The following is a 25,560-nucleotide window of genomic DNA, read 5'->3' on the forward strand; positions in this document are numbered from 1 at the left end:
CAATTCGAGCATATGCATTAGATGGCCAATGGCGGACAACAAAGATGATTAATCCCAAGAAGATCGAAGAAGTAGCTAAGCAACTTAGCGATAACCTCCCCAGCGGGCTTAAGCAGTTCGCCGGTGAGTTTGAAGAGAAGAGCAAGCAAATACTGCAAAATCAGTTGATGAAGCTAGATCTCGTCTCTCGCGAAGAGTTTGATGTGCAGCAGCATGTCCTGCTAAAAACCCGAGAGAAACTGGAAGCTCTGCAGGCACAAGTCGACGCGCTGGAAGCCAGACTCAGACAGCAAGACGAAGTGTAACCCTTGGGCCTCAGCCTAAACAGCCCCTTTAAAAGAGCGCGAGACGCTCTTTTTTATTGACCTTATTTGACCACAAGTGCTCATCACTCCGCCCGCCTCTATAGACGAGCTTAAGATTTAATGGCGGTACTCCCCCTGAACGGTGATTCAAGGGGGATTTTCATGTTAACTCGCTTACCTAACTCTGGTGAGTGCGCTGACGCCCTTTTATCTACAACGATTATTTTTGTAAAAGTAGATTAGCCCAGGCAGTACTTATTATGCTATCCGCCGCAACCCCACTGCTTTCAAACTCAGCCTATATTGCCAGTATCGTCGCCAACGAAGCATGCTGCTTGGCTCTCGCTTAATCACACTCACAGATACTAGCCTAGCCCAACACCCTGCTTATAGGTTAGCCTTATGCTTTTGAGGGGGAAATTGATGCCAAAGACTCCATTGTTCAAACTACTGCTTCTCTGGGGCGGTTTAACTTCGATTCCCGCCGCCGTTTACCTCAGCGGCCTGACAATGTTTCCTCTACTGGATCTCAGCTCTTTTAGGGCACAAGTAGCCTATGGTCTCACCAGTTCGGGGACGTCTCCCTATGGCATCTTGACCGTCTTAGCCTTGCTCCTGCTCTGCTTCTTACGCCTGCGTGGCCGATACTTCGCACCGCTGGTATTAAGCGTCTCTCTGGCCATGGGCCTTAGCTTAGGGCTAAATCATTTTCTAAAGCCTCACTTCGCTGAAGCCAGACCCAATGTGCAATTTCTGGCGGAAACCCAAGGCTTGCCTATAAAGCAGTTTTATCAAGCACCGAGCGACATACGGCGGGAGATCATGGCGCACAGCTTGGCGTCCTTACCTTCACAAGAGATGCAACTATCGGCCAATATTCGTCACCACTGGCAGCAAGAGGTAGGGTTTTCGTTTCCCTCTGGTCACACTCTGTTCGCGGTGACATTGACCCTGGTTATTAGTTATTTTCTGCTGTTATCGCAACATGTTTTGCTACCGTCTCTGTTATGCTTATGGGCGATAGCAATGGGGTTTAGCCGTATGTTGCTCGGCATGCATTGGCCGCAAGATATCTTGGCCGCCACCTTACTCGGTGGCCTGATCGCCCTTACCTCCTTGCTGACCATAGAAAGATGGCGCGCTATCAGGCAAAGCTAAGGTTTCACTTTTTCCGGCAACCAACATGACAAAACTACAACTCGATAAGATAGATATTCAGATTCTAAAGCTATTGCAAACCCATGGACGCCTTGCCAATCAAGAGTTAGCCGCGAGTATAGGCCTGTCACCTTCACCCTGTTCTCGCCGAGTTAAGGCGATGGAAGAGGCTGGGATCATTTCCGGTTATGCGACCCTGGTCGATGCCAACCACTTCGATCTCACGCTAACCGCCTATGTTCAAGTCCGCCTGGAAAAACACACCCAAACGATTCTCGATGATTTTGAACAGGCAATAGATAGCTACGACGAAGTGCTCGAATGTGCCCTACTGACAGGTAGCGACGCCGATTACCAGTTAAAAGTATTGGTCAAAAACATGGACACCTTTAAGCACTTTTTGCTGACGAAACTTACCAGCAGTCCACATATCGCCGGCATACGCTCAAGCTTCGTCCTTAAGCAGGTCAAAAACCGCACTGCCATCCCACTGCCCCAAATCGATAAGCAGATTGATGAGATAACTTGATAGATTGCACAATATTTCATTTATTTTGCCGCGCAATCCTATCGCGTCTGCCTGACTCACAGCCCAAGCTATGCAATAAATGCCTAACTAAAGCCATTTAACGGAAATTTATTGCTTAGTTTTAAAATTGGTTGAAATAGTTTCAAGCCAGGCCTTGGCCTTACGCCATTTATCGCCCTTGACCCACTATAATAAAGGACTATGATGCGCCCTCTTTAGCACAGAGGTGAGGTACAGATGAGCGCGAAAGATACGGGACACTTCAGCTCCCGCATAGGTTTTATCATGGCTGCGGCGGGTTCGGCCGTTGGGGTCGGAAATATCTGGGGATTCCCCACTCAGGCAGCCACCCATGGCGGCGGTGCCTTCCTATTGGTATACCTGGTGCTCATCTTTATTTTGGGTTATCCCATGTTGGTCGCCGAGCTTATGATAGGCCGCCATGGCCAGACTAACCCCGCAGATGCCATGGCCAAGCTGGGCAGCAGTTCTTTAAGTCGCGGCTTGGGTAAAGCCATAGGCTTCGCCTCAATCATCACCGCGACCCTCATCTGCACTTTTTACAGCATATTGTCAGGCTGGTTTGTCAGTTTTACCTTAGCACCTATAGCTCAACTCATGGGATCAGAGCGCTTAGCGCAATGGCTAATGGCCTTCTCGTTAGAGCGTAATTTACTCTTTAGCTTACTCTTCATGCTAATGGTGGTTCTGGTGATCCGCCAAGGGGTGCAGCAAGGCATAGAGCTGTGGTCTAAACGTCTCATGCCCTTACTGCTGGTGATCTTAGTATTAGGGGTTGGCTATATTCTGATGCAACCAGGGGCCAGCGAAGGCCTGAAGGTCTTGCTACTGCCAAACTTTGACAACATTTGGGAACCGCAAGTACTGATCGGTGCCTTGGGGCAAACCTTCTTCTCGCTGACCGTGGGCACAGGTGCCATGATGGTCTACGGCGCCTACTTGAATCAGCAAGAAAATGTGGCCAAGCTGACCGCTTATGTCACCCTAACCGATACCAGCGTGGCCTTTCTTGCAGCCTTGATGATCATCCCCGCCATGTATGTGGCACACCACAATGGGGTCGAGATCTTCGCCGCAGACGGTAGCCTGCTAAATACCGACACCCTGGTATTTACCGTATTACCGGCGCTTTTCGACAGCTTGGGCGGTAACTTAGGGCAGATTATTGCGATTATCTTCTTCATTTTAATGACCATAGCAGGGCTAACATCGGCTATCTCTATCGTTGAAGTGCCCACCAGCTATATGGTGGAGAAAACCAAGATCAATCGTCACCGCGCCACCTACCTAGTCGGTACCGTCATCGCCCTGCTGGCAACAATTATGGTGTTTAATTTTGATGCCCTATTTGGGTTGGTGATCACCTTGACCACGGAGCGAGCGCAACCTTTCATTGCACTGGGTATCGCCTTGTATACCGGCTGGGTATGGCACAGAAACAGTCTGCTCAGCTCCATTGCTGCCCAAGAAGGCGCTAACCTAAAAGGATTCTTTTGGCGCATCTGGCCTATCTACGTTAAATATGTCTGTCCAGTGCTGATCCTGGCCATCATATTGCAGCTATTAACCGCCTAAAAATAGGGGTAAGGATACCGCCTGAACCTGATTTCCAGACAGATGTCGGGGGTGATTTAATTCGCCCTCGTCATAAGCCATTGCTAAGGGGCTACTTGTCACTCCAACCACTTGTATTTAACGCTGAGCAGGCGTATATTTTTTAGCCAGGCTTAGCATTGTTTGTTGGCGCAGACAGGCAGATGTTACTGACATAAATGAATATTTCATGACAGCGCAAGGGGTGAAATAGCATCATCTATGGAGAGCTGATACTGTGCTAGTCAGAGACTGTTAAAGAGGGTTGTCTAACAGTCACCCTCACCACTTTAGTTTAAAGTTGGCAGCAAGGATGCCTATAAAGGGAGCTTATATGTGCAGCCCAATACACAGAAGCTTAATCTTACAGAGTCTTCCCCCAACTCTCCCATTCATAAAGAAACGAAAGACCAGCCACGCATGGCAATGCTCTTTTTAAAGCGAGCACACCAAACATTACCTATTATGTTTTAGGGCAGCAGAGAGATTTCTATATCTCGCTCTTTAGCAAGTAAAACTGACCACGACAGATAGGCAGCGTCTTTGCTTATCTCACAAGGAAATGCACTCATGAAGAGAATAGTTGGCTTATTGGCCTCGTTAACACTAGTTTTCAGTAGTAATGCGCTTTTCGCGGAAGAAACGAGTAACGTGACTTTATTTACTAATGTCAATGTATTCGATGGCGTTAACGAAAAGCTCATTCAAAATGCGAATGTTGTCGTAACAGGGAATTTAATCACTGAAGTCTCTACCGAGCCTCTCGCCGTTGCAGGCGGGAAGGTCATCGATGGTGGCGGCCGCACCATGATCCCCGGCTTGATTGACGCCCATTGGCACACCACTTACTGCTGTACAGCCCAAAGTACGGTCATTACCGGTGATATCCTGGAGATCGCCATTCGCGGTGCACTCGGCTCCGAAGAGACTTTGCTCAGGGGATTCACCACGGTACGTGATGTGGGTGGCAATCCGTTCTCAACTAAGAAATTAATCGATGCGGGTGAGCTGATCGGGCCCAGAATCTTTCCTTCTGGCCCTCCAATCACACAAACCGGTGGCCATCTTGACTATCGCCCCTACCAAGCGGTCCCCTCAAATCCGGCTGACTCACTCTGGTATTGGTATAAAAATGCAATGATGCTGCAGGCAGACGGCGTACCAGAAGTCATACTGCGCACCCGCGAAGTGATGCGTATGGGCGCCAGCCAGATCAAAATCGCCGCTGGCGGAGGTGTGTCTTCCCTCTATGATCCCCTGGACGTACGACAATACACCAAGGCAGAACTTGAAGCCTTCGTCGAAGTGGCAGAAACCTATAACACCTATGTGCTTGCGCATATCTTCACCGATGAAGCCGCGCAGATAGCGGTCGAAGCAGGCGTCAAGTCAATTGAACACGGCAACTTGCTCAGTGAAAAAACCTTGAAGCTGATGAAGAAAAAAGGCGCTTGGCTGTCAGTTCAACCCATTATCAACGATGATGATGCCATTAAATTTGATAACCCCGTCAGCACCAAGAAGTTTATAGAAGTCACTGAGGGAACTGATCGTGTCATCGAACTCGCTAAAAAGTTAGGGGTTAAAATGGCCTGGGGCACTGACATGCTTTTCGATAAAGAATTAGCGCGCAAGCAAGGCACTTTTGTCGCCAAGATGAAGCGCTGGTTTACTCCTTACGAGATCATGAAGATGGTAACCTCGAATAACGCAGAGTTACTCACTCTAGCCGGTCCACGCACTCCCTATAGACAAGGGGTTCTCGGCGAGGTGCGTAAGGGTGCCTACGCCGACCTGATCTTAGTCAATGGTAACCCACTGAAGGATATTGACCTTATTAGCGATGCCGCCACTAACTTCGACCTGATCATGAAAGATGGAAAGATCTTTAAAAATAAGCTGGACTAAATCGGCAGCAGCGACACAAGACTTGCGAAAGCAAAACTGGTGAAGCCAAAGATAGTACTCCACAACAGCCTGGTTATAGCAATATGACTAGGCTTTTCTTTAACCTTTGAACTCAAGACAATAGCCAAGTAAACCGGCTTAGGTGTACTGCTTGATGATCATCTCGACCACTGTTTGGGTGATCTCATCGAGCTTAACTTGGCTAGGCAGTGGCTCACCTTGGATCAACTGTGGCCAGAAACAAAACGCCTTGATCACTGCGGTAAACTGAATAACTAATACTTCGCTATTCGCAGCCTTGAGCGCCCCTGCAGCAATCGCCTGATTAAACCAGCCCGCCAAGGGAGACTCCTGCTTTGTGAATTCTGACATGGCACCCTGAATCAATTCAGGCTTATGAATTGCCTCAGCAATAATCACCCTAGACGTATCAATAAAACCTTTGGCACTGAGCAGCTTAATTTCATGCTGCACTAATTCTGTCAACTGCACGGCCAAATCTTCATCAGCGCGATAAGGAACAACCTCGAACGCACACAGCATCGCCATCATCTCAAGCATGATGGCACTAAATAACGCTTCTTTACTGGGAAAGTGATTGTACACAGTGCGCTTTGATACATCGGCACGTTTGGCGATCTCGTCCATACTCGCCAGACTAAATCCCTTGTTTTGAAACTCAACACTGGCCGCGTCGACAATGGCGGCGCGTTTAATCTCTGAGCGAGTTAACTTTTTATCTTTCATTTTGATTAGCTAATTAGGTTTACCCTGGCGAACAGTGATTACTTTACACTGCTTAGTTTACTTTTTAAACCAAGTCTACATAAACAACACTAGCAAGTTTATATTTGCTGGTGACTATCAAACTTAACGGCCTCATTGCGTTTTGCATCATCATTGAAGAAGTTTTCAATCGCCAGCATACTTCGCGCGGCCGCAATCCTTTATTGGTAAACTCTGACTAAGCCGCTGATGTACCACCAGCCCTCTGCTCGCATCAGTTAATATAAATCGATAAAAAAGGCGCCCAATTTGGCGCCTTTTGGCTGACTTTCGATTGACTTGCTATTCGTGGAAATCGACTTTTACCTTCTTCGCATCTCGTTGCAACTCGGCAGGTTTAGGTACATGAATGGCGAGCACACCCTTCTTATACTTCGCCGTGATCTTATCGGCATCGATATTGAAGCCTAATGGGATCTGCCGTTGGAAGGATCCAAATGAGCGCTCTCTCAAGTGGTAGCCTTTTTCATCTTTCTCCTGCTCATGACGCTTCTCACCGCTGATGGTGAGATAGTTACCGCGAATGTCGACATCGATATCCTTCTCTTCCATATCAGGCAGTTCCGCCTTGATTTCGACATATTCGGCACACTCTTTAACATCGATGGCAGGCATGACGCCTAGCTCGGCACGTGCATTAGGCCAAGTCGTTAACCAGTCTTTAGCAAAATCATCGAATACGTTGTCTAGCCGCGAATGCAGAGCGGTTCGCGGATCATCTTTATGAAAGATGGAGGGGAAGAAAGATCGCATAACAAGCTCCTTTGTCGGCTGAATCTCCATAGCGAGAGATTCAGAGGATTTACAAACAGCCCAAAGCGCAAGCCCTCTGGGCTCCCATACCTTAATTTTAGTTGTTAGCCCGCACTTTTCACGGGCAACTAAGCATTGTTTGCAGGTCAATTAATCCAGATCAAAACAGCTTTAAAAAGTGACTTTCACCCCGCCGATTAGGCACAAAATATGCGCTAAACGCCAGTCTAAAACGCGAAGAGCACCAATCAGTGTAAAACGATAAATAACAATGATTTAAAGCTACCAAACTCTGATATCTGACGATTGATGCATGCCACTCAACATGAGGCAAAGCTGAGGTTAAAGACCTTGTTAAAAACCGCTTTTCGCTAGCCAACAAAAAGGGGGCTAAAGCCCCCCCCCTTTTTTACTCAATTGAGTCCGTAACTAACGCAGCACTTCCTGCAACGCCCTCAAGCAAAGGGCGACATTTTCACGCCGCGCGCCAAAGCCCATCAAACCGATGCGCCAGGCTTTGCCAGCCAGCGCGCCTAACCCAGCGCCAATCTCCAGGTTATACTCCTCAAGCAGTTGCTTACGCACCGCGCCATCGTCTACCCCCTCAGGGATATAGACGGCGTTGAGCTGTGGCAGGCGCGAGCCTTCCTCAACCACGAACTTAAGGCCTAAGTTTTCTAAGCCGTCACGCAGTAAGCCATGCATAGCCTGATGGCGCGCCCAGGCATTTTCCAGCCCTTCTTCGGCAAGCAGACGCAGCGACTCATGTAGCGCATATAAGGCATTTACAGGCGCCGTATGATGATAGCTACGCTTGCCACCAGCCCCCTGTTCGCCACTCCAGTAGCCCATGACCAGGCTCTGATCTAAAAACCAGCTCTGCACCGGCGTCTTACGCGCCTTCAGCTTTTCTACCGCCGCCGGCGAGAATGACACTGGCGACAAGCCTGGCACACAGGAGAGACACTTTTGACTGCCCGAATAGATAGCATCTATGCCCCACTCATCGACCCTAAGCTCGACACCGCCAAGAGAAGTCACTGCATCGACAATCGACAGGCAGTTGTGGGCCTTGGCCAACTGACACAGGCCCTTAGCATCCGACAGCGCCCCGGTTGAGGTTTCAGCATGGACGAAGGCAAGAAACTTGGCATCGGGATGGGCCTTAAGCGCCGCCTCGACATCGCTCAGTGATACCGGCGTGCCCCACTCGCTATCCACCACCACAGCGGTGGCACCGACGCGCTCAACATTCTGACGCATACGCTCGCCAAATACGCCGTTACGGCAGACAATCACCTTCTCACCCGGCTCAACCAGATTAACAAAACAGGTTTCCATACCTGCACTGCCAGGGGCTGAAACCGCTAAGGTCATGGCATTTTCGGTTTGAAACGCATATTGGATCAGGGATTTAAGCTCATCCATCATGCCGACAAACAAGGGATCTAAGTGGCCTATGGTTGGCCTTGCCTGCGCCGCCAGGACCTCGGGATAGACATCCGACGGGCCCGGGCCCATCAAGGTTCTACGCGGGGGATTAAAAGGGATAACTTTAGGTGCTGCTAACATCTCATGTCCTCTATCAAGCCTGAGCTTGAGAAGTAAGGGTTAAGGCTAACTGTCTGATTAATTGATGATGGAATTATGACAAATGCCATCACCACCCTACGGATGAACAGTTACTTTCGTGCCATGACTGGCATCTTATTGCTTTAAATCTGTTGCAAGATAACATAAAAAAAGGCGCCATCGCGCCCTTTAAAAGTGAAAGTTTGTCTCCGCTCGCGAAAGCGCAAGTCATTAGTCGCGATTATCCAGAAACAGCTTATAGGCAGGGCTCTGAGTCTCTTCCTGATAGACGAAACCCAGCTCGGTAAGAAACTGCTGAAAAGCAACGCTATCGCTCTCAGGCACCTCGAAACCGGCCAGCACCCGGCCATAGGCCGCACCATGATTGCGGTAATGAAACAGGCTGATGTTCCACTTACTGCGCAAGGTGGTGAGAAACTTAAACAGGGCGCCAGGATGCTCGGGAAACTCGAAGCTAAACAGACGCTCTTGCAGCGGCTCTGGCGGCAGACCGCCCACCATGTAACGCACATGCAACTTGGCGGTCTCGTCGTGAGACAGGTCCTGCACCTCAAAGCCATCGCCTTCGAGCCGCGCCACTATCTCGTCTAACTCCGCCTGACCGTGAGATAGGCGAATACCGGCAAACACCACTGCCTTTTCACGGCTAGAGAAGCGATAGTTAAACTCTGTCATGGCTCGCTTTTCCAGCAGCTCACAGAAACGCAGGAAGATCCCCGGACGCTCCGGCACCTTAACCGCTAAAATCGCTTCTTTCTGCTCACCCAATTCACAGCGCTCGGACACATAACGCAGGCTATGGAAGTTGACATTGGCACCACTGAGAATCGCCGCCACCTTCTGCCCCTTGCCCTCATCACCGATATATTTCTTCAGCCCCGCCAAAGAGAGCGCGCCCGCAGGTTCGGCAATAGCACGGGTATCTTCGAAGATATCCTTCACCGCAGCGCAGATCTCATCTGAGGTTACCGTCACCACCTGATCCACATATTCGCGGGCCAGCCTGAAGGGCTCGGCGCCGATCTGCTTTACCGCAACACCATCGGCAAACAGGCCTACCTGAGACAAAATCACCCGCTCATCGGCTTCCAGTGCTGCCTTGAGGCAAGCCGAATCTTCTGGCTCGACACCAATGATCTTCACCTGGGGCATCACCGCCTTATAGTAGGCTGCGATGCCGGCTATTAGGCCACCGCCGCCCACAGGCACGAACACCACCTCAAGATCTCGCTGCTGTTGCAGCATCTCTTGGGCGACCGTACCTTGGCCCGCGATCACCGCCTCATCGTCAAACGGCGCGACATAGATGCGCCCTTCGTCCTTTGCAAGCTGCTGGGCATGCTCATTGGCCATATCGAAGGACTGGCCATGCAAAACGACTGTGCCACCTAAGCGGCGCACCGCATCCACCTTAATATCCGGCGTAGTCTGAGGCATGACGATCACCGCGCTCACGCCCCGCGCCGAGGCCGACATGGCAACCCCCTGAGCATGGTTACCCGCTGAGGCGCATACCACGCCACGCTGACACTCTTCCTGACTCAGCTCTGCAATACGATTGTATGCACCGCGCAGCTTAAAAGAGTGCACTGGCTGCATATCTTCACGCTTGAGAAACACCTGGCACCCGAGGCGCGCCGACAGCTTATTGAGGCTGGAAAGCGGCGTCACCTTGGCGACATCATAAACCGACGACAGCAAGATCTTCTGCAGATAATAGTGTGCGAGATCCAGCTGGGACTGAGAGGCAAGAGCCAACATATTAATCCTCCAGCTTACTGACGTCGCGCACCGCGCCTTTATCGGCACTGGTGGCGAGCATGGCATAGGCTTTCAGCGCCAGCGACACGCTACGCTCACGATTAACCGGCTTCCAGGCCTGCTTACCACGGGCTTCCATGGCTTGGCGACGCGTCTCAAGCTCTTCTTCGCTCACCGCCAGAGTGATTGACCTTGCGGGAATGTCGATCTCGATACGATCGCCGGTTTCCACCAATGCAATCGTGCCACCGGCCGCCGCCTCAGGCGAAACATGACCGATAGACAAACCTGAGGTACCACCCGAGAAGCGCCCATCGGTGATAAGCGCACAAGAAGTACCCAGCCCCTTAGATTTGAGGTAACTGGTGGGATAGAGCATCTCTTGCATACCCGGGCCCCCTTTAGGGCCTTCGTAACGGATCACTACCACATCACCGGCAACGACTTCGCCGCCTAAGATACCGGCCACAGCATCGTCCTGGCTCTCATAGACCCGAGCATGGCCCACGAAGGTATGATTGGCTTCATCCACCCCTGCGGTCTTGACGATACAGCCGTCGGGAGCGATGTTGCCCGATAGCACTGCCAGCCCCCCCTCTTGGCTAAAGGCAAATTCGCGGGTACGGATACAGCCACCCTCGCGGTCGATATCGACGCTCGGCCAACGACAACTTTGGCTAAAGGCTTGGGTCGTCGGGATCCCTGCAGGGCCCGCCGAGAAGAACTGATGCACCGCCTCATCCTGACTCTGGGCAATATCATATTTAGCCAGCACGGCCTTGAGATTCTCGCCGGCCACATGGCTGACATCTGTGTGTAACAGCCCGGCTCTGTCCAGTTCACCCAAGATACCCATCACACCACCGGCGCGATGGACATCTTCCATATGATACTTAGGGGTCGAGGGCGCCACCTTACACAGATGCGGCACCTGACGCGACAGGCGGTCGATGTCGGCCATGGTAAAGTCTACCTTGGCCTCCTGCGCCGCGGCGAGCAGGTGTAATACAGTATTAGAAGAGCCACCCATGGCGATATCCAGTGCCATGGCATTCTCAAAGGCCTTAAAGCTGGCGATATTGCGTGGCAGCGCCGATTCATCATCTTCACGGTAATAGCGATTAGCCAGCTCCATCACGCGGCGCCCAGCTTCTAAGAAGAGTTCGCGGCGATCGCTGTGGGTCGCCAACATAGAGCCATTACCCGGCAACGACAAGCCTAAGGCCTCGGTCAAGCAGTTCATCGAGTTGGCGGTAAACATGCCCGAGCAAGAACCACAGGTTGGACAGGCACTACGCTCTATCTTCTCGCTATCTTCATCTGAGATGCGATCGTCTGCCGCCGCCACCATGGCATCCACCAGATCCAGCTTGATCAATTGATCCGACAGCTTGGTCTTACCGGCCTCCATGGGGCCGCCCGAAACAAACACCACAGGGATATTGAGTCTCAGCGCCGCCATCAGCATGCCCGGAGTGATCTTGTCACAGTTAGAGATGCAGACCAGGGCATCGGCGCAGTGGGCATTGACCATATACTCGACGCTGTCGGCGATCAGCTCGCGCGAAGGCAAAGAATAAAGCATGCCGCCATGACCCATGGCGATACCATCATCTACGGCGATAGTGTTGAACTCTTTGGCAATACCGCCCGCCGCTTCGATGGCGCCGGCAACCAGCGAGCCCATATCCTTGAGGTGAACATGCCCAGGCACAAACTGAGTAAAGGAGTTGGCAATGGCGACAATTGGCTTGCCAAAATCGCTATCTTTTACGCCGGTCGCACGCCAGAGGGCACGCGCTCCCGCCATGTTGCGCCCTTGAGTACTGGTAGCTGAACGTAATTTTGCCATGACACTTTCCTTCTGTTGCATTAGGTGGCCTGGCCACCTGAGCGAAAATAGGGTCCCCGACGCCATAGGGCCATCAGGGGGAATAACTAATCTTATCTTAAAACTTGCAGCCGGGAGGTTAAAGCGGCTCTAACCAACCCCACTTATCCTGAGTCTCGCCGTTAAACAGGCCAAAGAAGCTCGCCTGTAAGGCCTTGGTCACGGGTCCGCGTCCACCCGCCCCCACCTCGATGCGATCGACACTACGTACCGGCACAATTTCGGCGGCGGTGCCCGTCATAAAGATCTCGTCCGCCAGATAGAGGAACTCACGCGACATAGGCTCTTCGACCACCTCATAACCCTGATCTCTTGCCAGGGTGATGATAGTGTCACGGGTGATCCCCATTAAGATAGCGGCCGTGGCTGGCGGGGTATAGAGCTTATTCTTCTTTACCACAAACAGATTGGCACCGGCGCCTTCGCTCACCAGGCCGTTAACATCCAGGGCAATCCCCTCGTCGAAACCGTTACGCTTGGCCTCGGTGGAGATCTGCAGCGATGAAAGGTAGTTACCACCCGCCTTAGCCCCGGTAGGAATGGTATTGGGTGCCAGTCGATTCCAGGAGGTCACGGCCACATCGACGCCACGCTCCATGCTGCCCTCACCTAAATAGGCCCCCCAAGGGAAGGCGGCGACCATAAGGTCGCACTCGGCATCTTTCGGCGGGGTGATGCCCATGCCCACATCGCCAAAAAACACCAGGGGGCGAATATAGGCGCTGTCGAGCTTGTTGCTCAGCACTATGTCGCGACAGGCCTGCATGGTCTGCTCGAAACTATAGGGCACAGGCATGCGATAGATCTTGGCAGAATCATACAGGCGCTGCACATGGTCGGTGAGGCGAAATCCCGCCGGGCCCTGCGGCGTGTTGTAGACACGGATCCCCTCAAACACTGAGGTACCATAATGCAGGGCGTGTGACATCACATGCACTTTGGCATCCCCCCAAGGCATGATCTCTCCATTAAACCAAATCAATTCTGCTGTTTTTGCGGCCATCTTCTCTCACCTGTCTATTTTGCGTTTAGGCGCTTGCACTATGGGCTAATTGTGTTGCGAGTTGCTCAGTGGGTAACACCTTGCACTCGGTGACGTCGATCAATTTATTCAGCTGATGGCTCAGAAGCTCCAGCGCACGTTCACTCTCGACCACCATGCCAAGCCGGGTGGTGCCATTGTCACCCAGGTGCATGTCCATCTCGGTGATCTTAAATCCACGGTGACGAGTCACTCGCAGGACACGTTCTACCACCTCGGGTTGCTGGGCTAGGGTTAAGGCTAGGTTATAGATCATGTCTGCTTCTCCATTTCATCCATCATGTCGCGGTTACTGGCACCGGGCGGTACCAAAGGCCAAACGTTGTGGGCCTCATCGATCCTTACATGCAGTAAGAAGGGCCCCTTTGCATCAAGCATCTCATCGAGTGCCGACTCCACCTCCCCCGCCTGAGTGATAGTGCGTCCGGGAATGTCGAAAGCCGAGGCCATGGTGACAAAGTCGGGGTTGTCGGAAAGATCGGTCTCGCTGAAACGCTCTTCAAAAAATAGCTGTTGCCACTGCTTCACCATCCCCAGTTTTTGGTTATCGATCAGCAGGATCTTAAGCGGGATCTGACGTCGCTTGATGGTGGTCAGCTCCTGCACATTCATCATGAAAGAACCATCGCCTGAGACGGCCACCACACAAGCATCGGGCCGGGCGACCTTAGCGCCGATAGCAGCAGGCAGACCAAAGCCCATGGTGCCCAAACCTGCGCTGGAGAGGTGATCTTCCGGGCGTCTGAACCACATATGCTGGGCGACCCACATCTGATGTTGGCCCACATCACAAGCCACCACGCTATCCTCGGGCAATTTCCTCGCCAGACAATTAAGCAGCTTAGGGGCAAAGATCAGCTCGCCAGGTCTGTCGTAGCACCATTGATGCTGAGCTTTCAAAGCGGCCACCTCGGTAAGCCATGGCGCGATCTCAAGTGGCTGCGCCAAGGCAGGCAAAATCTCACGCAGGTCCCCTGCGATAGCCACATCCGGGCATCTAAGTTTACCCAACTCGGCGATATCGATATCCAGATGCACCACCTTGGCATGCTCGGCAAAGCTGGCCAAACGGCCGGTAACCCTGTCATCAAACCTAGCGCCCACCACCAAGAGGAGGTCGCACTCCTGCACCGCCAGGTTAGCGGCCTTACCGCCGTGCATGCCTAACATGCCAAGATAACCCGGATGGTCATGGGCTATGCTACCGAGTCCTTTAAGGGTTGCGACCGAGGGCATACCGGTTTGCTTAATAAAGTGGCGCAGTTGCTCCACTGCGCCCGCCATGCCAACACCACCACCCACGTAGAGCATGGGACGCTGCGCCTGGGCAATCAGCGCTCTGGCCGCTTCAAGCTGGCTGGGTTCAACTTCAGGCTCAGGCTTTATCGCCTGTAGCGGCGCCTTGTAATCTAGCAGGGCGATTTGGATATCTTTGGGTATGTCCACCAGCACAGGACCGGGACGGCCAGAAGCGGCAATTTCGAAGGCGCGGTACAGTGTCGGCACAAGCTCCTCGACATCAGTCACCATAAAGCTGTGCTTGGTACAAGAGAGTGACATGCCGAGCACGTCGATCTCCTGAAACGCATCGGTACCGATAACTGCGGTAGACACCTGACCTGTAATAGCCACCAAAGGCACAGAATCGAGCAGGGCATCGGCCAGAGCGGTCACTAGGTTAGTCGCCCCAGGTCCCGAGGTGGCGAAACAAACTCCAGTCTTACCGCTCGCTCTGGCATACCCCACGGCGGCAAAGGCGGCGCCTTGTTCATGACGACTGAGCAGATGTTCAACCGGCGCACCGACCAGGGCATCGTAGATAGGCATGATGGCGCCACCTGGATAACCAAATACCGTGGTCACGCCGTGCGCGGCCAATGCCTTGATGACGGCGTCTGCGCCTCTGATCTTCTGCCCTTGTTCCATCTGCCCTATCCTGCGTAATTAAGTGTTTTCTGGGTTAAGCAAGTCATGAGTGCTAAAAACAAAAAACCCCCGGTCCTTTCGGAGCGGGGGTTCTTGTTGCAATCTTGACCTGAGTTAGGTGTGTCGACGCGCCATGCGATGCCCCCGCTGTGATTTAATAATCACTACGGTAATAATCTCAATAATGAGGAGGGCAGCTTGGTTAAACATGGTGTCTTTGTATTTCCTAATCTCTGTTTGCTTAAATTCTGTATCTCGGCCGACTCAATTTAGCCGACCTTTTAATCAATACCACAAAGCCAACGAATAACACAACCAAAACCTGCAACTATCTGTTAAAAGCCTGATCACAAGCATCTTGAGCCGCGCTAGCAAGCCAATCAAGACCAGATATTTCCCTACTCACTTGACTCTTAGGCCGACTCGATTTCATGACTTCGAAATCGAGAAAACTCGGCCCAACCACTAAAAAATCGTGGATTAATGTATTGATAGTTAAGCTTCTTCTACGATGCGCTTCATCTCGGTCATATAACCACGAAGCTCGGCGCCTATATACTCTACCGCGGTGTGACGAATCGCATCGTTCACCTCGATCAAACGCAGATTATCGACACCGTTACCACTGTCTTTCAGGCCGCCACCCAGGTACTCGGGAGACATCTGGTTAACATAGTCACGCAGTAATGGCACCGCGGCGTGGTTAAACAGATAACAGCCATATTCGGCGGTATCTGAGATCACTATGTTCATCTCATACAGACGCTTACGGGCAATAGTATTGGCGATCAGCGGCGTCTCATGCAGCGACTCATAGTAGGCTGACTCCTCGACGATACCAGCCGATACCATGGTATCGAAGGCCAGTTCCACACCTGCCTTAATCATGGCAACCAGGAAGATCCCCTTATCGAAGTAGGTCTGCTCGTCGATCGCTTCATCACACTCTGGCGCATTCTCAAAGCCAGTCTCATTGGTCTCGGCGCGCCACTTCAGCAAGTTAGCGTCATCGTTGGCCCAATCTTCCATCATGGTCTTAGAGAACTCACCACTGATGATGTCGTCCATATGCTTTTCAAACAATGGCTGAAGAATCACTTTGAGCTCTTCGGCCATCTCGAATGCCTTGATCTTGGCAGGGTTAGATAGGCGATCCATCATGTGGGTGATACCGCCATGCTTAAGCGCTTCTGTGGTGGTTTCCCAGCCTTGTTGGATCAGCTTAGCGGCATAACCTGGCTCAACACCATCGGCCACCATCTTCTCAAAACCTAGGATGGCGCCGGTTTGCAGCATGCCACACAAGATGGTTTGCTCGCCCATCAGATCTGATTTCACCTCGGCGATGAAGGAAGAGTGCAACACACCGGCGCGATCGCCGCCTGTGGCGCTAGCATAGGCCTTAGCGACTTCCAGACCGTCACCCTTAGGATCGTTCTCAGGATGCACAGCAATCAAAGTTGGCACACCGAAACCACGCTTATACTCTTCGCGCACTTCGGTACCCGGGCACTTAGGCGCCACCATGATAACTGTGATATCGGGGCGCACCTGCATCCCCTCTTCCACTATGTTAAAGCCATGAGAATAGGAAAGTACCGCGCCCTGCTTCATCAGTGGCATCACGGCATTGACGGCATCAGTATGTTGCTTATCTGGCGTCAGGTTCAGCACCAGATCAGCATCAGGGATCAGCTCTTCAAAGGTGCCAACGCGGAAACCATTACCTGTGGCTTTCTGATAAGAGGCGCGCTTTTCAGCAATCGCCTGCTCACGCAGGGCAAAAGAGATATTCAGGCCCGAATCGCGCATGTTAAGACCTTGGTTAAGCCCTTGGGCACCGCAGCCTAAGATGACGATGTTCCAGCCTTTGATATAGTCGCAGCCCTGACTAAATTCACTGCGATCCATAAAACGGCACTGGCCAAGCTGCTCTAATTGTTGGCGTAAATTCAGAGAGTTAAAGTAATTAGCCATCAGATTCCCTACCTATAAAACGAAATCGTTGAAAATGGGCTCAACCGCCTTGGCCAAGCTGTGATTGCGATCAACTATAGCCCATGTTATTTATTGCTTAAAATGATATATTCGAAACATCATGTTGCGTTTTATGCAACACAGATATCTCCTAGAGCAAGACGAATAAGCGAGGCGGGAACATGGATATTCGTACCATCAAACTCTATCTGCACCTGAGCAATAGCCTGCATTTCGCGCGCACCGCCCAGCAGATGCATGTCAGTCCCTCAACTCTCAGTCGCGCCATGCAGCGCCTTGAAGAGGAGGTCGGTGCCAAGTTGTTCGAACGGGATAATCGCAGCGTGACGTTAACCAACGCAGGGGTCGAATATCGCCACTTCGCCGAGCAGACCCTGGACAACTGGAGCAAACTGAAACACAGACTGGATCCCAAACAGGATCTGCTGCGCGGCCGCCTCAACATCTATTGCTCGGTCACGGCAGCCTACAGTCATCTACCGGCGCTGCTGGATCGCTTTCGTAATGAACACCCCTTGGTTGAGATAGCCCTGACCACAGGGGATGCCGCCAATGCGGTGAAGATGGTGCGCCAGAATCGCGCCGACATCAGCATTGCGGCCAAGCCAGAATCACTGCCGGAATCTCTGCATTTCATCAAGATAGATAATGTGCCTTTGGCTATCATTGCGCCCACCTTCAAATGTGCCGTCCAAGAACTTTTAACCGAACCCTATATTCCCTGGGACAGGCTACCCTTTATCCTGCCGGAACACGGCCCAGGGCGACAACGAATCGAGAATTGGTTCAAGCAGCTTGGGCTTAACGCGAATGTCTATGCCCAGGTCTCGGGCCAGGAAGCGATCGCCTCAATGGTGGCTCTGGGCTGTGGGGTGAGTATCACCCCAGAAGTGGTGATCCAAAACAGTCCGGTGAAAGACAGGATCCAACAACTAAGTTCTCCGGTGGCCATCCCACCCTTTGAGCTTGGCTGTTGCAGTAAGAAAAGCCGCGAAAACGAACCCGTGATCGCCGCCTTTGTCGAAGAACTTAACGAGGTCGCCTAACCAAAGATTGCATCAGGCAGAGCTCTGCTATACTGATTTCATCAACGTATTTTCAAAGGGTTAGCCATAGTGAAATGGGGAAGCTTAGCGAGGAACTTATGTAGCGGCCTCATCTTAATCATCTTGTCTCTGCCCACATGGGCTAAGGCTTCAGTCACTATCTGCGTCGAAAATACCGAATTCCCCCCTTTTAACTATTTCGATCGCGCCCAGAGTGTCGAGCCTCGCAGCATTGGCTACGACATAGATATATTGGATCTCGCCTTCAAAGAAACCCTATTGCAGCACAAGGTGATTGCCCTGCCCTGGAATCGCTGCCTAAAGGAGGTTAAACAAGGAGCCGTGGATGCGGCCATGAGCGCCTCACTCAATCATGAGCGCCAGCGTGATTATCTTATCTCGGCGCCTTACTATTACCTCACCCCCAACTACTACTACCTAAAGAGTGACTTTCCCCAAGGCGTGCAGGTTAAGCGTTTAGAACAGCTAAAAGAATATGGCAACGTGTGCGGCATCAAAAATTTCAACTATGACAACTTTGGTCTGAGTCCAAACTTTCATCTGTTTCAAATCCGCGAACTATCTCATTTACCAGACATGTTAACCAAGAAGCGCTGCCAGTTCTTTCTTGCCAGAAAGGAGACACTGGCAGGTACCTTGGCCATTAATAAGATGGATGAATTTGCGGCGCGCCTGGTCGGTCGTTCGACCCCTGACACTCAGCCCGAGCCTTTTTATATGTTGATTTCTAAAAACTCGCCCCACAAAGAGACCATCAAACAGCTATTTGACACCAAGGTAGATAGGCTAAACAAAGAGGGGAAACTGCAAAACTTATTGGAACACCATTTACAGCTACTTAACCAAATTAAGTAGCTGAGAAGATCGCCGCTTGATCCTACTTTGTAGCCAACTTCGCCTATACTTAATAGCGACTTATCAGCCACAAGACTTTCAAGCGGTTGGCGAATCTAACGGACTTTTGATCTCACAAATAAACATAGAGTTCCATGCCAAGGCCCGACACGCTCGACGCCAATGAGCCCTGAAAGGGGGATACATGACCGCCTTTGCTATTTTTATCGTATTGCTCGGTTTGATGGGGTTGCTCGCTTCGCTCATACCTACCTATCAGATCTGCCAACTTAAACCGCCTCAGTATCAAGGCTGGAACCTGCTGCTATTAATGATAGGGCTGTTTATTCTCGGCTATATAGGTTTTCTCTGGATGCTGCTCCATCGGGAAACCGGGCCACTGGAAACCGTGGTTTCCCTGGTGTTTTCCGCCGGCGGTAGCTTTGTCTGGCTGGTGGTCAAAATGAGCAAGAAAACCATCATCAAACTGCAGGACACACTAGAGGATAAGCATTACCAAGCCTATCACGACTCTCTTACCGATCTTCCCAACCGTCACATGCTGTATGAGTCGATGGAGCAACAGATAAAGGGAAATGGTAATCCTTTTATCTTTATGATGATGGATCTCAACGACTTTAAGATGATTAACGACAATCTTGGCCACGACGCAGGCGACAAGGTGCTGGAGATCATTGCCTATCGTATCGAACGGGCTGTGCCATCAAAGGCGTTACCCGCTCGCTTAGGGGGCGATGAGTTTGCAGTGCTACTACCAAGCAGCGAACTGAGCCAGGCCGAACAACTGGCTAAACAGATCCAAAAAGTCGTCATTGAGGATATTCACTGCGAAGGCCATCTACTCGCCATCGGCATTAGTATAGGTATTGCTCTCTACCCACAAGATGGCGATGACAGGAAGACTCTCATGAAAAATGCCGATATCGCTATGTATCGCAGTAAACAGAACAACAGCGACTATGAGACCTTCTCTCCCATCACAGATATCCCACAGTCGCTAGATCTGCTAAGAGGCTAGTGCACTGCCTCGATACTCGGCGCTATAGGTAAGATCGCCTCGGCAGGAATGCGGGTGACCAATAGCTGATCCACCTTATAGGCATCGATATCAACCACCTCAAACTTATAGCCGCTGAAATTAACATAATCGGTGCGTTTGGGGATCTTACGCAGCATAAACATCATAAAGCCTGCGATAGTCTCGTAGTTCTGGCTCTGGGGGAAGGCCTCAATACCAAAGGCTCGCATTACGTCGGTAATGGGGGTTACGCCGTCCACCAGCCAGGAATCTTTGTCCCTGGCGATGATCTGCTCTTCACTCTCATGCAGCGACCAGGCGCCCATTACGGCGCTCTGCAGATCATTGGTGGTCACTATGCCCACCACCAACGCATACTCATTCATCACCACGGCAAAATCGGCTCTGTGATTTTTAAAATACTCCATCGACTCAGACAGGCTCAGACTATCGGGAATAATCAAACAACTATGCACCAGTGAGCTGTCCTTGAGTTCGATACTCTGACCATTGATGACCCGAATCAACAACTCCTTGGCATCAACGATTCCCTTAATCGAATCGAGCTGACCATCACACACCAAAAATTTGGTATGGGGATCTTCGGCAATCTTGCTTTTTATCACCTCTTCACCGTCCTGCAGCAGAAAATAGACCAGGCTTTCCCGCGCTGTCATGGCAGCGGTGACTGGCACTGTCTGCATCTCAAACACGTTCTCAATCATCTGCTGCTCACCCTTATCAAGCACGCCCGCTTCGGCACCAGCATCCATCACGGCATAGATATCATCGGATGTCACCTGGTCGTTACGCGCCGTGGGGATCTGCAGCACTCGAAAGATCACATTCGCCAAACCGTTAAACACCCAAACCAAGGGGGTGAGTAACTTAATGCAATAAGTCATAGGACCCACCAGCACCAAGGCCACCTGCTCGGGCATCGCCATGGCGACCCGTTTCGGCATAAGATCGGCAATCAAGATAAACAGGCTGGTCACTATGATAAAGGACAAGATAAAGCTCAGCTGGCTAAGCCAAGGATCGGCGAGAAACGGCAGTAGCGCAGCCTTAATCGAAGGGGTAAAAGCCGATTCCCCCACAATACCGCCCATGATGGCAACCGCATTCAGGCCTATCTGCACCACGGTAAAGAAGCTGCCGGGGTGAGCCTGTAGCAGCAATACCCGCTGGGCCCGCTCATCCCCCTCATCAGCAATCTGACGCAGACGGATCTTACGCGCCGCCGCCAGGGCTATTTCAGACATGGAAAAAAAACAGCTGGTGGCAATAAGCACCATAATAATCAGAATATTATCGAATAGACTCATGTTAAACCTAACCTCATTGCGGCCGACCACGGCCAAGGCGCTCCTCAAGGCTGGAGCAATGCCAAAAATAACCCTAGATGATGTAAGCAGTATGAAGACGTCGACAATTATAGTGACTTATGCCTACATAAGACGTGATTGAGATACCACCTCAAGATGCCAAAATGGCGGGAATAGCACCGCGATAAGATACGGCTGAGAACGTGGAGCACCTTTTATCAGAAATCCTAAAATAGGCAACTAGATTTTGAACAAAGGCGCTAAAAAAGCCTTGTGCTACACTTATTCGAAAAAGGTTTAATAATAAAAACAAAAGGATTTGTTTATGGCCATAGCCTGCGTCACCACGCGCGCCAGTTTGGGCGTGGCAGCCCCCGGGGTTACAGTGGAAGTGCACCTCAGCAATGGGCTACCCGCCTTCAACTTAGTGGGCCTTCCCGAGACCTCGGTAAAAGAAGCCAAAGAGCGAGTGCGCAGCGCCCTAATCAACGCCGGGTTTGAGTTTCCTCAACGCAGAATAACGGTCAATCTGGCGCCAGCCGACCTCCCCAAACAGGGGGGCCGCTATGATCTGCCCATCGCCATCGGCATACTGGCCGCCTCCAAGCAAGTGCCAGACACCCACTTAAGCGATCACGAATTTATCGGTGAACTTGCCTTATCGGGCCATATACGTGCCTGCCCCGGCCTATTGCCAGCGATCATCGATGCGCGCAAACAGGACAAAACCTTAGTGCTTCCCCTGGAAAATCGCGACGATGCCGAGCTGGTGGGTTATCAGAAAAGCCATTTTGCTGCACACCTACAAGGGCTCAGCGAATACCTGCACGGACAAGGCTCACTTCCCGGACTCAGCCAAGATCTACACTGGATAGATTCAACTCCCAGAGCGCCAGGCAAATGCTTAAGTGATGTGATCGGCCAGTACCAGGCAAAACGCGCCCTAGAAATCGCCGCTGCTGGCAATCACAATCTGTTGTTTCTAGGGCCACCCGGCACGGGAAAAACCATGCTTGCCAGTCGCATGATGCAGTTGCTGCCGCCATTGGATTACGACGAAGCGTTAGAAGTTGCCGCCATTCATTCGGTCGCCGGGCAGAGTATCCCTAAGGAGCAATTTTACCAACGGCCTTTTCGAAGCCCTCATCACACGAGTTCAGCCATCTCACTGGTGGGCGGCGGTAGCCATCCTAAACCCGGTGAGATCTCCCTGGCCCACAGGGGCGTGCTGTTTCTCGACGAGGTGGCCGAATTTCCCCGTAAGGTACTCGATTGCCTGCGTGAACCCATGGAGACGGGTGAAGTGGTGATCTCCCGCGCCGCCGCCAAACTGACCTTCGCCAGCCGTTTTCAGCTGATCGCCGCCATGAACCCCAGCCCCTGCGGCGACAGTGCAAACGCCAGAGCAAGCAGCGATCAGATACAGCGCTATCTGTCACGACTCTCCGGCCCCTTTATTGACCGTTTCGATCTCACCATAGAGGTACCACGCCTCCCCCAAGGCACGCTCACCACTAGCCAACAAGGCGAGCCTAGCCAGGTTGTTGCCCAAAGGGTACATCAAGCCAGGGAGCGTCAACTGTGCCGCGCAGGTGTACTCAACGCTGAACTCACCGGCACGCAGCTCACACAAACGGCAGGGATCAGTCAAAGGGATCTCGAGTTTCTCGAGCAGAGTGTCAATCAACTGGGGTTATCTGTTCGCAGCTATCACAGGTTGCAACGCGTCGCCCGTACCATAGCGGATCTGGAACAAAGCGAAACTGTCGCCCGCCACCATATCGCCCAGGCACTTGGCTATCGCGCCATGGATAGACTGCTTAATAGCTTGAAGAATCCCTATTAACGGAGGATTTTTTCAGCTTTTTCTGGGCTATAAAGGCAGATTGAACAGGATAACATTGAGCAAAATGGCTCAGGCGAGTAACATAGGTCTCCGAATTTTTATGGGGGCTTTAATGGGCGCAGTGTTATCACTAATAAGAGGCAGCTTGGCTTTTAGCTGTTATGTAATCAATACTCTCTTCTGGGTAATACCTATCTTGTTGGTAAGTATAATAAAACTTATCCCCATCGCACCTATGCGCACCCTATGTAGTTATCTGCTTGATCACTGTGCGACCGCCTGGATCAGCATTAATACCTTTATTGAGCGCCTGTTTCATCCGGTAGAGATTAAGATCGAAGGTGACAGCAACCTCTCCACCAAAGAGTGGTATATGGTGATTGCTAATCATCAATCATGGGTAGATATTTTGATCCTGCAGCGTATTTTCAACCACAAGATCCCCTTCTTAAAGTTCTTTCTTAAACAGGAGCTTATCTTCGTTCCTGTATTGGGACTTGCCTGGTGGGCGCTGGACTTCCCCTTTATGCGTCGATACTCAAGTGCCCAACTGCGTAAAAACCCTAAGCTCAGAGGGAAAGATATTGAGATCACCCGTAAGGCCTGCGCCAAATTTAAGACTAAACCAGTCAGCGTAATGAACTTTGTCGAAGGCACTCGCTTTCGCCCTGAAAAGCACAAGAAACAAAACTCAGAATTTAACCACCTGCTCAAGCCTAAAGCTGGTGGTATGGCTTTCGCGCTCTCAGCAATGGGCGAGCAAATCCATAAACTGGTAGATGTGACCATCTATTATCCAGGCAACACCCCCAGTTACTGGGACTATATCTGCGGCCGAGTCAAACAGGTCAGAGTCCACATCAAGGTGAGCGAAATCGCCCCTGAGATGCGTGGCGACTACCTCAATGATCGCGCCTACAAGATCAGTTTTCAGGAACAACTCAATCGTATCTGGCAAGAAAAGGACGCCATGTTAACGAAAATGGCGCAGCAATAACCGCAGATAAGGTGCTTTAGAACGATGCTAAATTTTTTACCCGGACCCCTCCTATTTGCACTCAGCCTAACCCTGTTGATCATCAACACTGTGTTATGGAGCTCTTTAATCTGCGTTGGCGGCTTAATCAAACTCCTGCTGCCAATCGCACCGCTACGAACCGGGATCACTCACCTGATGAATCGCTGTATGTGGAGCTGGGCCAGCTGCAATGGCGGCATTTTGTTTTTGATCGCCAAGATAGAGTGGGATATCGAAGGGCTTGAAGGCTTAAAGAAAGATGGTTGGTACCTGCTGATCAGCAACCACCTCAGCGGATTCGATATTGCCGCCCTCACCTATGTGCTGCGTAACAATATCCCCATGCTCAAGTTTTTCCTAAAGAAAGAGTTACTCTATGTGCCTTTCTTAGGATTAGGCTGCTGGGCATTGGATATGCCCTTTATGAATCGCACCAGCGCCAAGCAACTACGTAAAAACCCCAAGCTTAAGGGAAAAGACTTAGCCACTACACGTCGTTCATGTGAAAAGTTCAAGACTATGCCCACCTCTATCATCAACTATGTTGAGGGCAGTCGCTTCACCGCCGAGAAGAAGGCGCGTCAACGCTCGCCGTATCGTTACCTGCTGCGGCCCAAGGCCGGTGGTATCGCCTTTACCATTTCTGCCATGGGCGAGCAGTTTACCAGCCTGCTGAACGTCACCCTGGTATACCCTGACTCGGCCGACAACACGCTATCAGAAGTGATGCACGGTAAGGTGAAACGTATTGTGGTCCGCATCGAATCTATGCCTGTGCCTGAGGTGGACGACAAGCAATATTTCAACGATGCAGAATGCCGTGCCCAGTTCCAGCGGTGGCTCAATGGTATTTGGCAGCAAAAGGATGAGCAGATCCATCAGATCTTAACCCGCTACAACTCTGACCGCCTGGTGACAAAAGAGACCGCCTCGCTGGTTGAGAGCCGCTAGCCTCATCTTGGCACACATGATAAGCCGCCCACCCAAGGCGGCTTTTTAATACCTATTGTCGACAAAAATAGCAAAGCCAAAGAAGCTACTTTCCATAAAACAGCATAAAAACAGATATAAAGTTTGACTTAGACTTAAGTTCAACAAGCATATTGTTGACAATAATAGCTTGTAGCACTAACTTATTTACTGACTTTATTTATGTTTGAGCCC

At 51.3% G+C, this 25,560-nt stretch carries 21 protein-coding genes; 11 read left to right on the plus strand and 10 right to left on the minus strand.

The window, feature by feature from the left end:
- Positions 1 to 44: 44 nt before the first annotated feature.
- The 5 genes from ubiK to L2712_RS16530 all read left to right on the plus strand — a co-directional run bounded on the left by ubiK (position 45) and on the right by L2712_RS16530 (position 5,514).
- Positions 45 to 305, plus strand: a complete 261-nt coding sequence (gene ubiK, locus L2712_RS16510) for a ubiquinone biosynthesis accessory factor UbiK (protein ID WP_033540556.1) — start codon at positions 45 to 47, stop codon at positions 303 to 305.
- A 423-nt stretch (positions 306 to 728) separates the two neighbouring features.
- Positions 729 to 1,463 carry a phosphatase PAP2 family protein gene (locus L2712_RS16515; protein ID WP_248978412.1) on the plus strand — a complete coding sequence of 245 codons (735 nt, stop codon included), beginning with the start codon at positions 729 to 731 and terminating at the stop codon, positions 1,461 to 1,463.
- Between the two features lie 25 nt (positions 1,464 to 1,488).
- Positions 1,489 to 1,992: an Lrp/AsnC family transcriptional regulator gene (locus tag L2712_RS16520; RefSeq protein WP_248978413.1), complete on the plus strand. Its 504-nt coding sequence runs from the start codon at positions 1,489 to 1,491 to the stop codon at positions 1,990 to 1,992.
- Positions 1,993 to 2,229: 237 nt separating this feature from the next.
- Positions 2,230 to 3,588, plus strand: a complete 1,359-nt coding sequence (locus tag L2712_RS16525) for a sodium-dependent transporter (RefSeq protein ID WP_248978414.1) — start codon at positions 2,230 to 2,232, stop codon at positions 3,586 to 3,588.
- A 669-nt stretch (positions 3,589 to 4,257) separates the two neighbouring features.
- On the plus strand, positions 4,258 to 5,514 hold the full coding sequence (locus tag L2712_RS16530) for a metal-dependent hydrolase family protein (RefSeq protein ID WP_248978415.1): 1,257 nt from the start codon (positions 4,258 to 4,260) through the stop codon (positions 5,512 to 5,514).
- Positions 5,515 to 5,652: 138 nt separating this feature from the next.
- Here the strand turns inward: L2712_RS16530 and L2712_RS16535 are convergent, their stop codons facing one another.
- The 9 genes from L2712_RS16535 to ilvC form a co-directional block, all read right to left on the minus strand.
- Positions 5,653 to 6,261 (minus strand): TetR/AcrR family transcriptional regulator, encoded by a 609-nt coding sequence (locus tag L2712_RS16535; protein ID WP_248978416.1) that lies wholly within the window; start codon positions 6,259 to 6,261, stop codon positions 5,653 to 5,655.
- Positions 6,262 to 6,582: 321 nt separating this feature from the next.
- Entirely contained in the window at positions 6,583 to 7,053 is a 471-nt protein-coding gene (locus L2712_RS16540; RefSeq protein WP_033540557.1) for an Hsp20/alpha crystallin family protein, read from the minus strand.
- Between the two features lie 429 nt (positions 7,054 to 7,482).
- Positions 7,483 to 8,625 (minus strand): pyridoxal-phosphate-dependent aminotransferase family protein, encoded by a 1,143-nt coding sequence (locus L2712_RS16545; RefSeq protein WP_248978417.1) that lies wholly within the window; start codon positions 8,623 to 8,625, stop codon positions 7,483 to 7,485.
- A 231-nt stretch (positions 8,626 to 8,856) separates the two neighbouring features.
- Positions 8,857 to 10,407 (minus strand): threonine ammonia-lyase, biosynthetic, encoded by a 1,551-nt coding sequence (ilvA, locus tag L2712_RS16550; protein ID WP_033540559.1) that lies wholly within the window; start codon positions 10,405 to 10,407, stop codon positions 8,857 to 8,859.
- A 1-nt stretch (position 10,408) separates the two neighbouring features.
- On the minus strand, positions 10,409 to 12,259 hold the full coding sequence (ilvD, locus tag L2712_RS16555; protein WP_248978418.1) for a dihydroxy-acid dehydratase: 1,851 nt from the start codon (positions 12,257 to 12,259) through the stop codon (positions 10,409 to 10,411).
- A gap of 118 nt (positions 12,260 to 12,377) precedes the next feature.
- On the minus strand, positions 12,378 to 13,301 hold the full coding sequence (locus L2712_RS16560) for a branched-chain amino acid transaminase (RefSeq protein WP_248978419.1): 924 nt from the start codon (positions 13,299 to 13,301) through the stop codon (positions 12,378 to 12,380).
- A 25-nt stretch (positions 13,302 to 13,326) separates the two neighbouring features.
- Positions 13,327 to 13,596, minus strand: coding sequence for an acetolactate synthase 2 small subunit (gene ilvM, locus L2712_RS16565; protein WP_033540562.1), 270 nt, complete (start codon positions 13,594 to 13,596; stop codon positions 13,327 to 13,329).
- On the minus strand, positions 13,593 to 15,266 hold the full coding sequence (gene ilvG, locus L2712_RS16570; protein ID WP_248978420.1) for an acetolactate synthase 2 catalytic subunit: 1,674 nt from the start codon (positions 15,264 to 15,266) through the stop codon (positions 13,593 to 13,595). Before ilvG ends, ilvM begins: the two co-directional genes overlap by 4 nt.
- A gap of 495 nt (positions 15,267 to 15,761) precedes the next feature.
- Complete coding sequence (ilvC, locus tag L2712_RS16575) at positions 15,762 to 17,243, minus strand: ketol-acid reductoisomerase (protein WP_248978421.1); 1,482 nt, start codon at positions 17,241 to 17,243, stop codon at positions 15,762 to 15,764.
- A gap of 182 nt (positions 17,244 to 17,425) precedes the next feature.
- Between ilvC and ilvY the strand changes: the two genes are divergently transcribed.
- From ilvY to L2712_RS16590, 3 genes are all read left to right on the plus strand, one after another.
- Positions 17,426 to 18,310: an HTH-type transcriptional activator IlvY gene (gene ilvY, locus L2712_RS16580; protein WP_248978422.1), complete on the plus strand. Its 885-nt coding sequence runs from the start codon at positions 17,426 to 17,428 to the stop codon at positions 18,308 to 18,310.
- Positions 18,311 to 18,379: 69 nt separating this feature from the next.
- Entirely contained in the window at positions 18,380 to 19,186 is an 807-nt protein-coding gene (locus tag L2712_RS16585; protein WP_248978423.1) for a substrate-binding periplasmic protein, read from the plus strand.
- Positions 19,187 to 19,370: 184 nt separating this feature from the next.
- Positions 19,371 to 20,204, plus strand: coding sequence for a GGDEF domain-containing protein (locus L2712_RS16590; protein WP_248978424.1), 834 nt, complete (start codon positions 19,371 to 19,373; stop codon positions 20,202 to 20,204).
- On the opposite strand, the gene paeA is transcribed toward L2712_RS16590, so the two are convergent.
- Complete coding sequence (gene paeA / locus L2712_RS16595; protein WP_248978425.1) at positions 20,201 to 21,532, minus strand: polyamine export protein PaeA; 1,332 nt, start codon at positions 21,530 to 21,532, stop codon at positions 20,201 to 20,203. The genes L2712_RS16590 and paeA overlap by 4 nt on opposite strands.
- 325 nt (positions 21,533 to 21,857) lie before the next feature.
- Between paeA and L2712_RS16600 the strand changes: the two genes are divergently transcribed.
- The 3 genes from L2712_RS16600 to yihG (L2712_RS16610) all read left to right on the plus strand — a co-directional run bounded on the left by L2712_RS16600 (position 21,858) and on the right by yihG (L2712_RS16610) (position 25,347).
- On the plus strand, positions 21,858 to 23,378 hold the full coding sequence (locus L2712_RS16600; protein ID WP_248978426.1) for a YifB family Mg chelatase-like AAA ATPase: 1,521 nt from the start codon (positions 21,858 to 21,860) through the stop codon (positions 23,376 to 23,378).
- 112 nt (positions 23,379 to 23,490) lie between these two features.
- Positions 23,491 to 24,375 carry a 1-acylglycerol-3-phosphate O-acyltransferase, YihG family gene (gene yihG, locus L2712_RS16605; RefSeq protein WP_248978427.1) on the plus strand — a complete coding sequence of 295 codons (885 nt, stop codon included), beginning with the start codon at positions 23,491 to 23,493 and terminating at the stop codon, positions 24,373 to 24,375.
- 24 nt (positions 24,376 to 24,399) lie between these two features.
- Positions 24,400 to 25,347, plus strand: a complete 948-nt coding sequence (gene yihG / locus L2712_RS16610; protein ID WP_248978428.1) for a 1-acylglycerol-3-phosphate O-acyltransferase, YihG family — start codon at positions 24,400 to 24,402, stop codon at positions 25,345 to 25,347.
- The last annotated feature ends 213 nt before the right edge of the window (positions 25,348 to 25,560 follow it).

Source organism: Shewanella marisflavi (assembly GCF_023283925.1).
GTDB classification, from domain to species: Bacteria; Pseudomonadota; Gammaproteobacteria; order Enterobacterales; family Shewanellaceae; genus Shewanella; species Shewanella marisflavi.

Coding starts and splice junctions, on each gene's coding strand:
- ubiK (WP_033540556.1), top strand. CDS start 45: ATGATTAATCCCAAGAAGATCGAAGAAGTAGCTAAGCAACTTAGCGAT.
- L2712_RS16515 (WP_248978412.1), top strand. CDS start 729: ATGCCAAAGACTCCATTGTTCAAACTACTGCTTCTCTGGGGCGGTTTA.
- L2712_RS16520 (WP_248978413.1), top strand. CDS start 1,489: ATGACAAAACTACAACTCGATAAGATAGATATTCAGATTCTAAAGCTA.
- L2712_RS16525 (WP_248978414.1), top strand. CDS start 2,230: ATGAGCGCGAAAGATACGGGACACTTCAGCTCCCGCATAGGTTTTATC.
- L2712_RS16535 (WP_248978416.1), bottom strand. CDS start 6,261: ATGAAAGATAAAAAGTTAACTCGCTCAGAGATTAAACGCGCCGCCATT.
- L2712_RS16540 (WP_033540557.1), bottom strand. CDS start 7,053: ATGCGATCTTTCTTCCCCTCCATCTTTCATAAAGATGATCCGCGAACC.
- L2712_RS16545 (WP_248978417.1), bottom strand. CDS start 8,625: ATGTTAGCAGCACCTAAAGTTATCCCTTTTAATCCCCCGCGTAGAACC.
- ilvA (WP_033540559.1), bottom strand. CDS start 10,407: ATGTTGGCTCTTGCCTCTCAGTCCCAGCTGGATCTCGCACACTATTAT.
- ilvD (WP_248978418.1), bottom strand. CDS start 12,259: ATGGCAAAATTACGTTCAGCTACCAGTACTCAAGGGCGCAACATGGCG.
- L2712_RS16560 (WP_248978419.1), bottom strand. CDS start 13,301: ATGGCCGCAAAAACAGCAGAATTGATTTGGTTTAATGGAGAGATCATG.
- ilvM (WP_033540562.1), bottom strand. CDS start 13,596: ATGATCTATAACCTAGCCTTAACCCTAGCCCAGCAACCCGAGGTGGTA.
- ilvG (WP_248978420.1), bottom strand. CDS start 15,266: ATGGAACAAGGGCAGAAGATCAGAGGCGCAGACGCCGTCATCAAGGCA.
- ilvC (WP_248978421.1), bottom strand. CDS start 17,243: ATGGCTAATTACTTTAACTCTCTGAATTTACGCCAACAATTAGAGCAG.
- ilvY (WP_248978422.1), top strand. CDS start 17,426: ATGGATATTCGTACCATCAAACTCTATCTGCACCTGAGCAATAGCCTG.
- L2712_RS16590 (WP_248978424.1), top strand. CDS start 19,371: ATGACCGCCTTTGCTATTTTTATCGTATTGCTCGGTTTGATGGGGTTG.
- paeA (WP_248978425.1), bottom strand. CDS start 21,532: ATGAGTCTATTCGATAATATTCTGATTATTATGGTGCTTATTGCCACC.
- L2712_RS16600 (WP_248978426.1), top strand. CDS start 21,858: ATGGCCATAGCCTGCGTCACCACGCGCGCCAGTTTGGGCGTGGCAGCC.
- yihG (WP_248978427.1), top strand. CDS start 23,491: ATGGGCGCAGTGTTATCACTAATAAGAGGCAGCTTGGCTTTTAGCTGT.
- yihG (WP_248978428.1), top strand. CDS start 24,400: ATGCTAAATTTTTTACCCGGACCCCTCCTATTTGCACTCAGCCTAACC.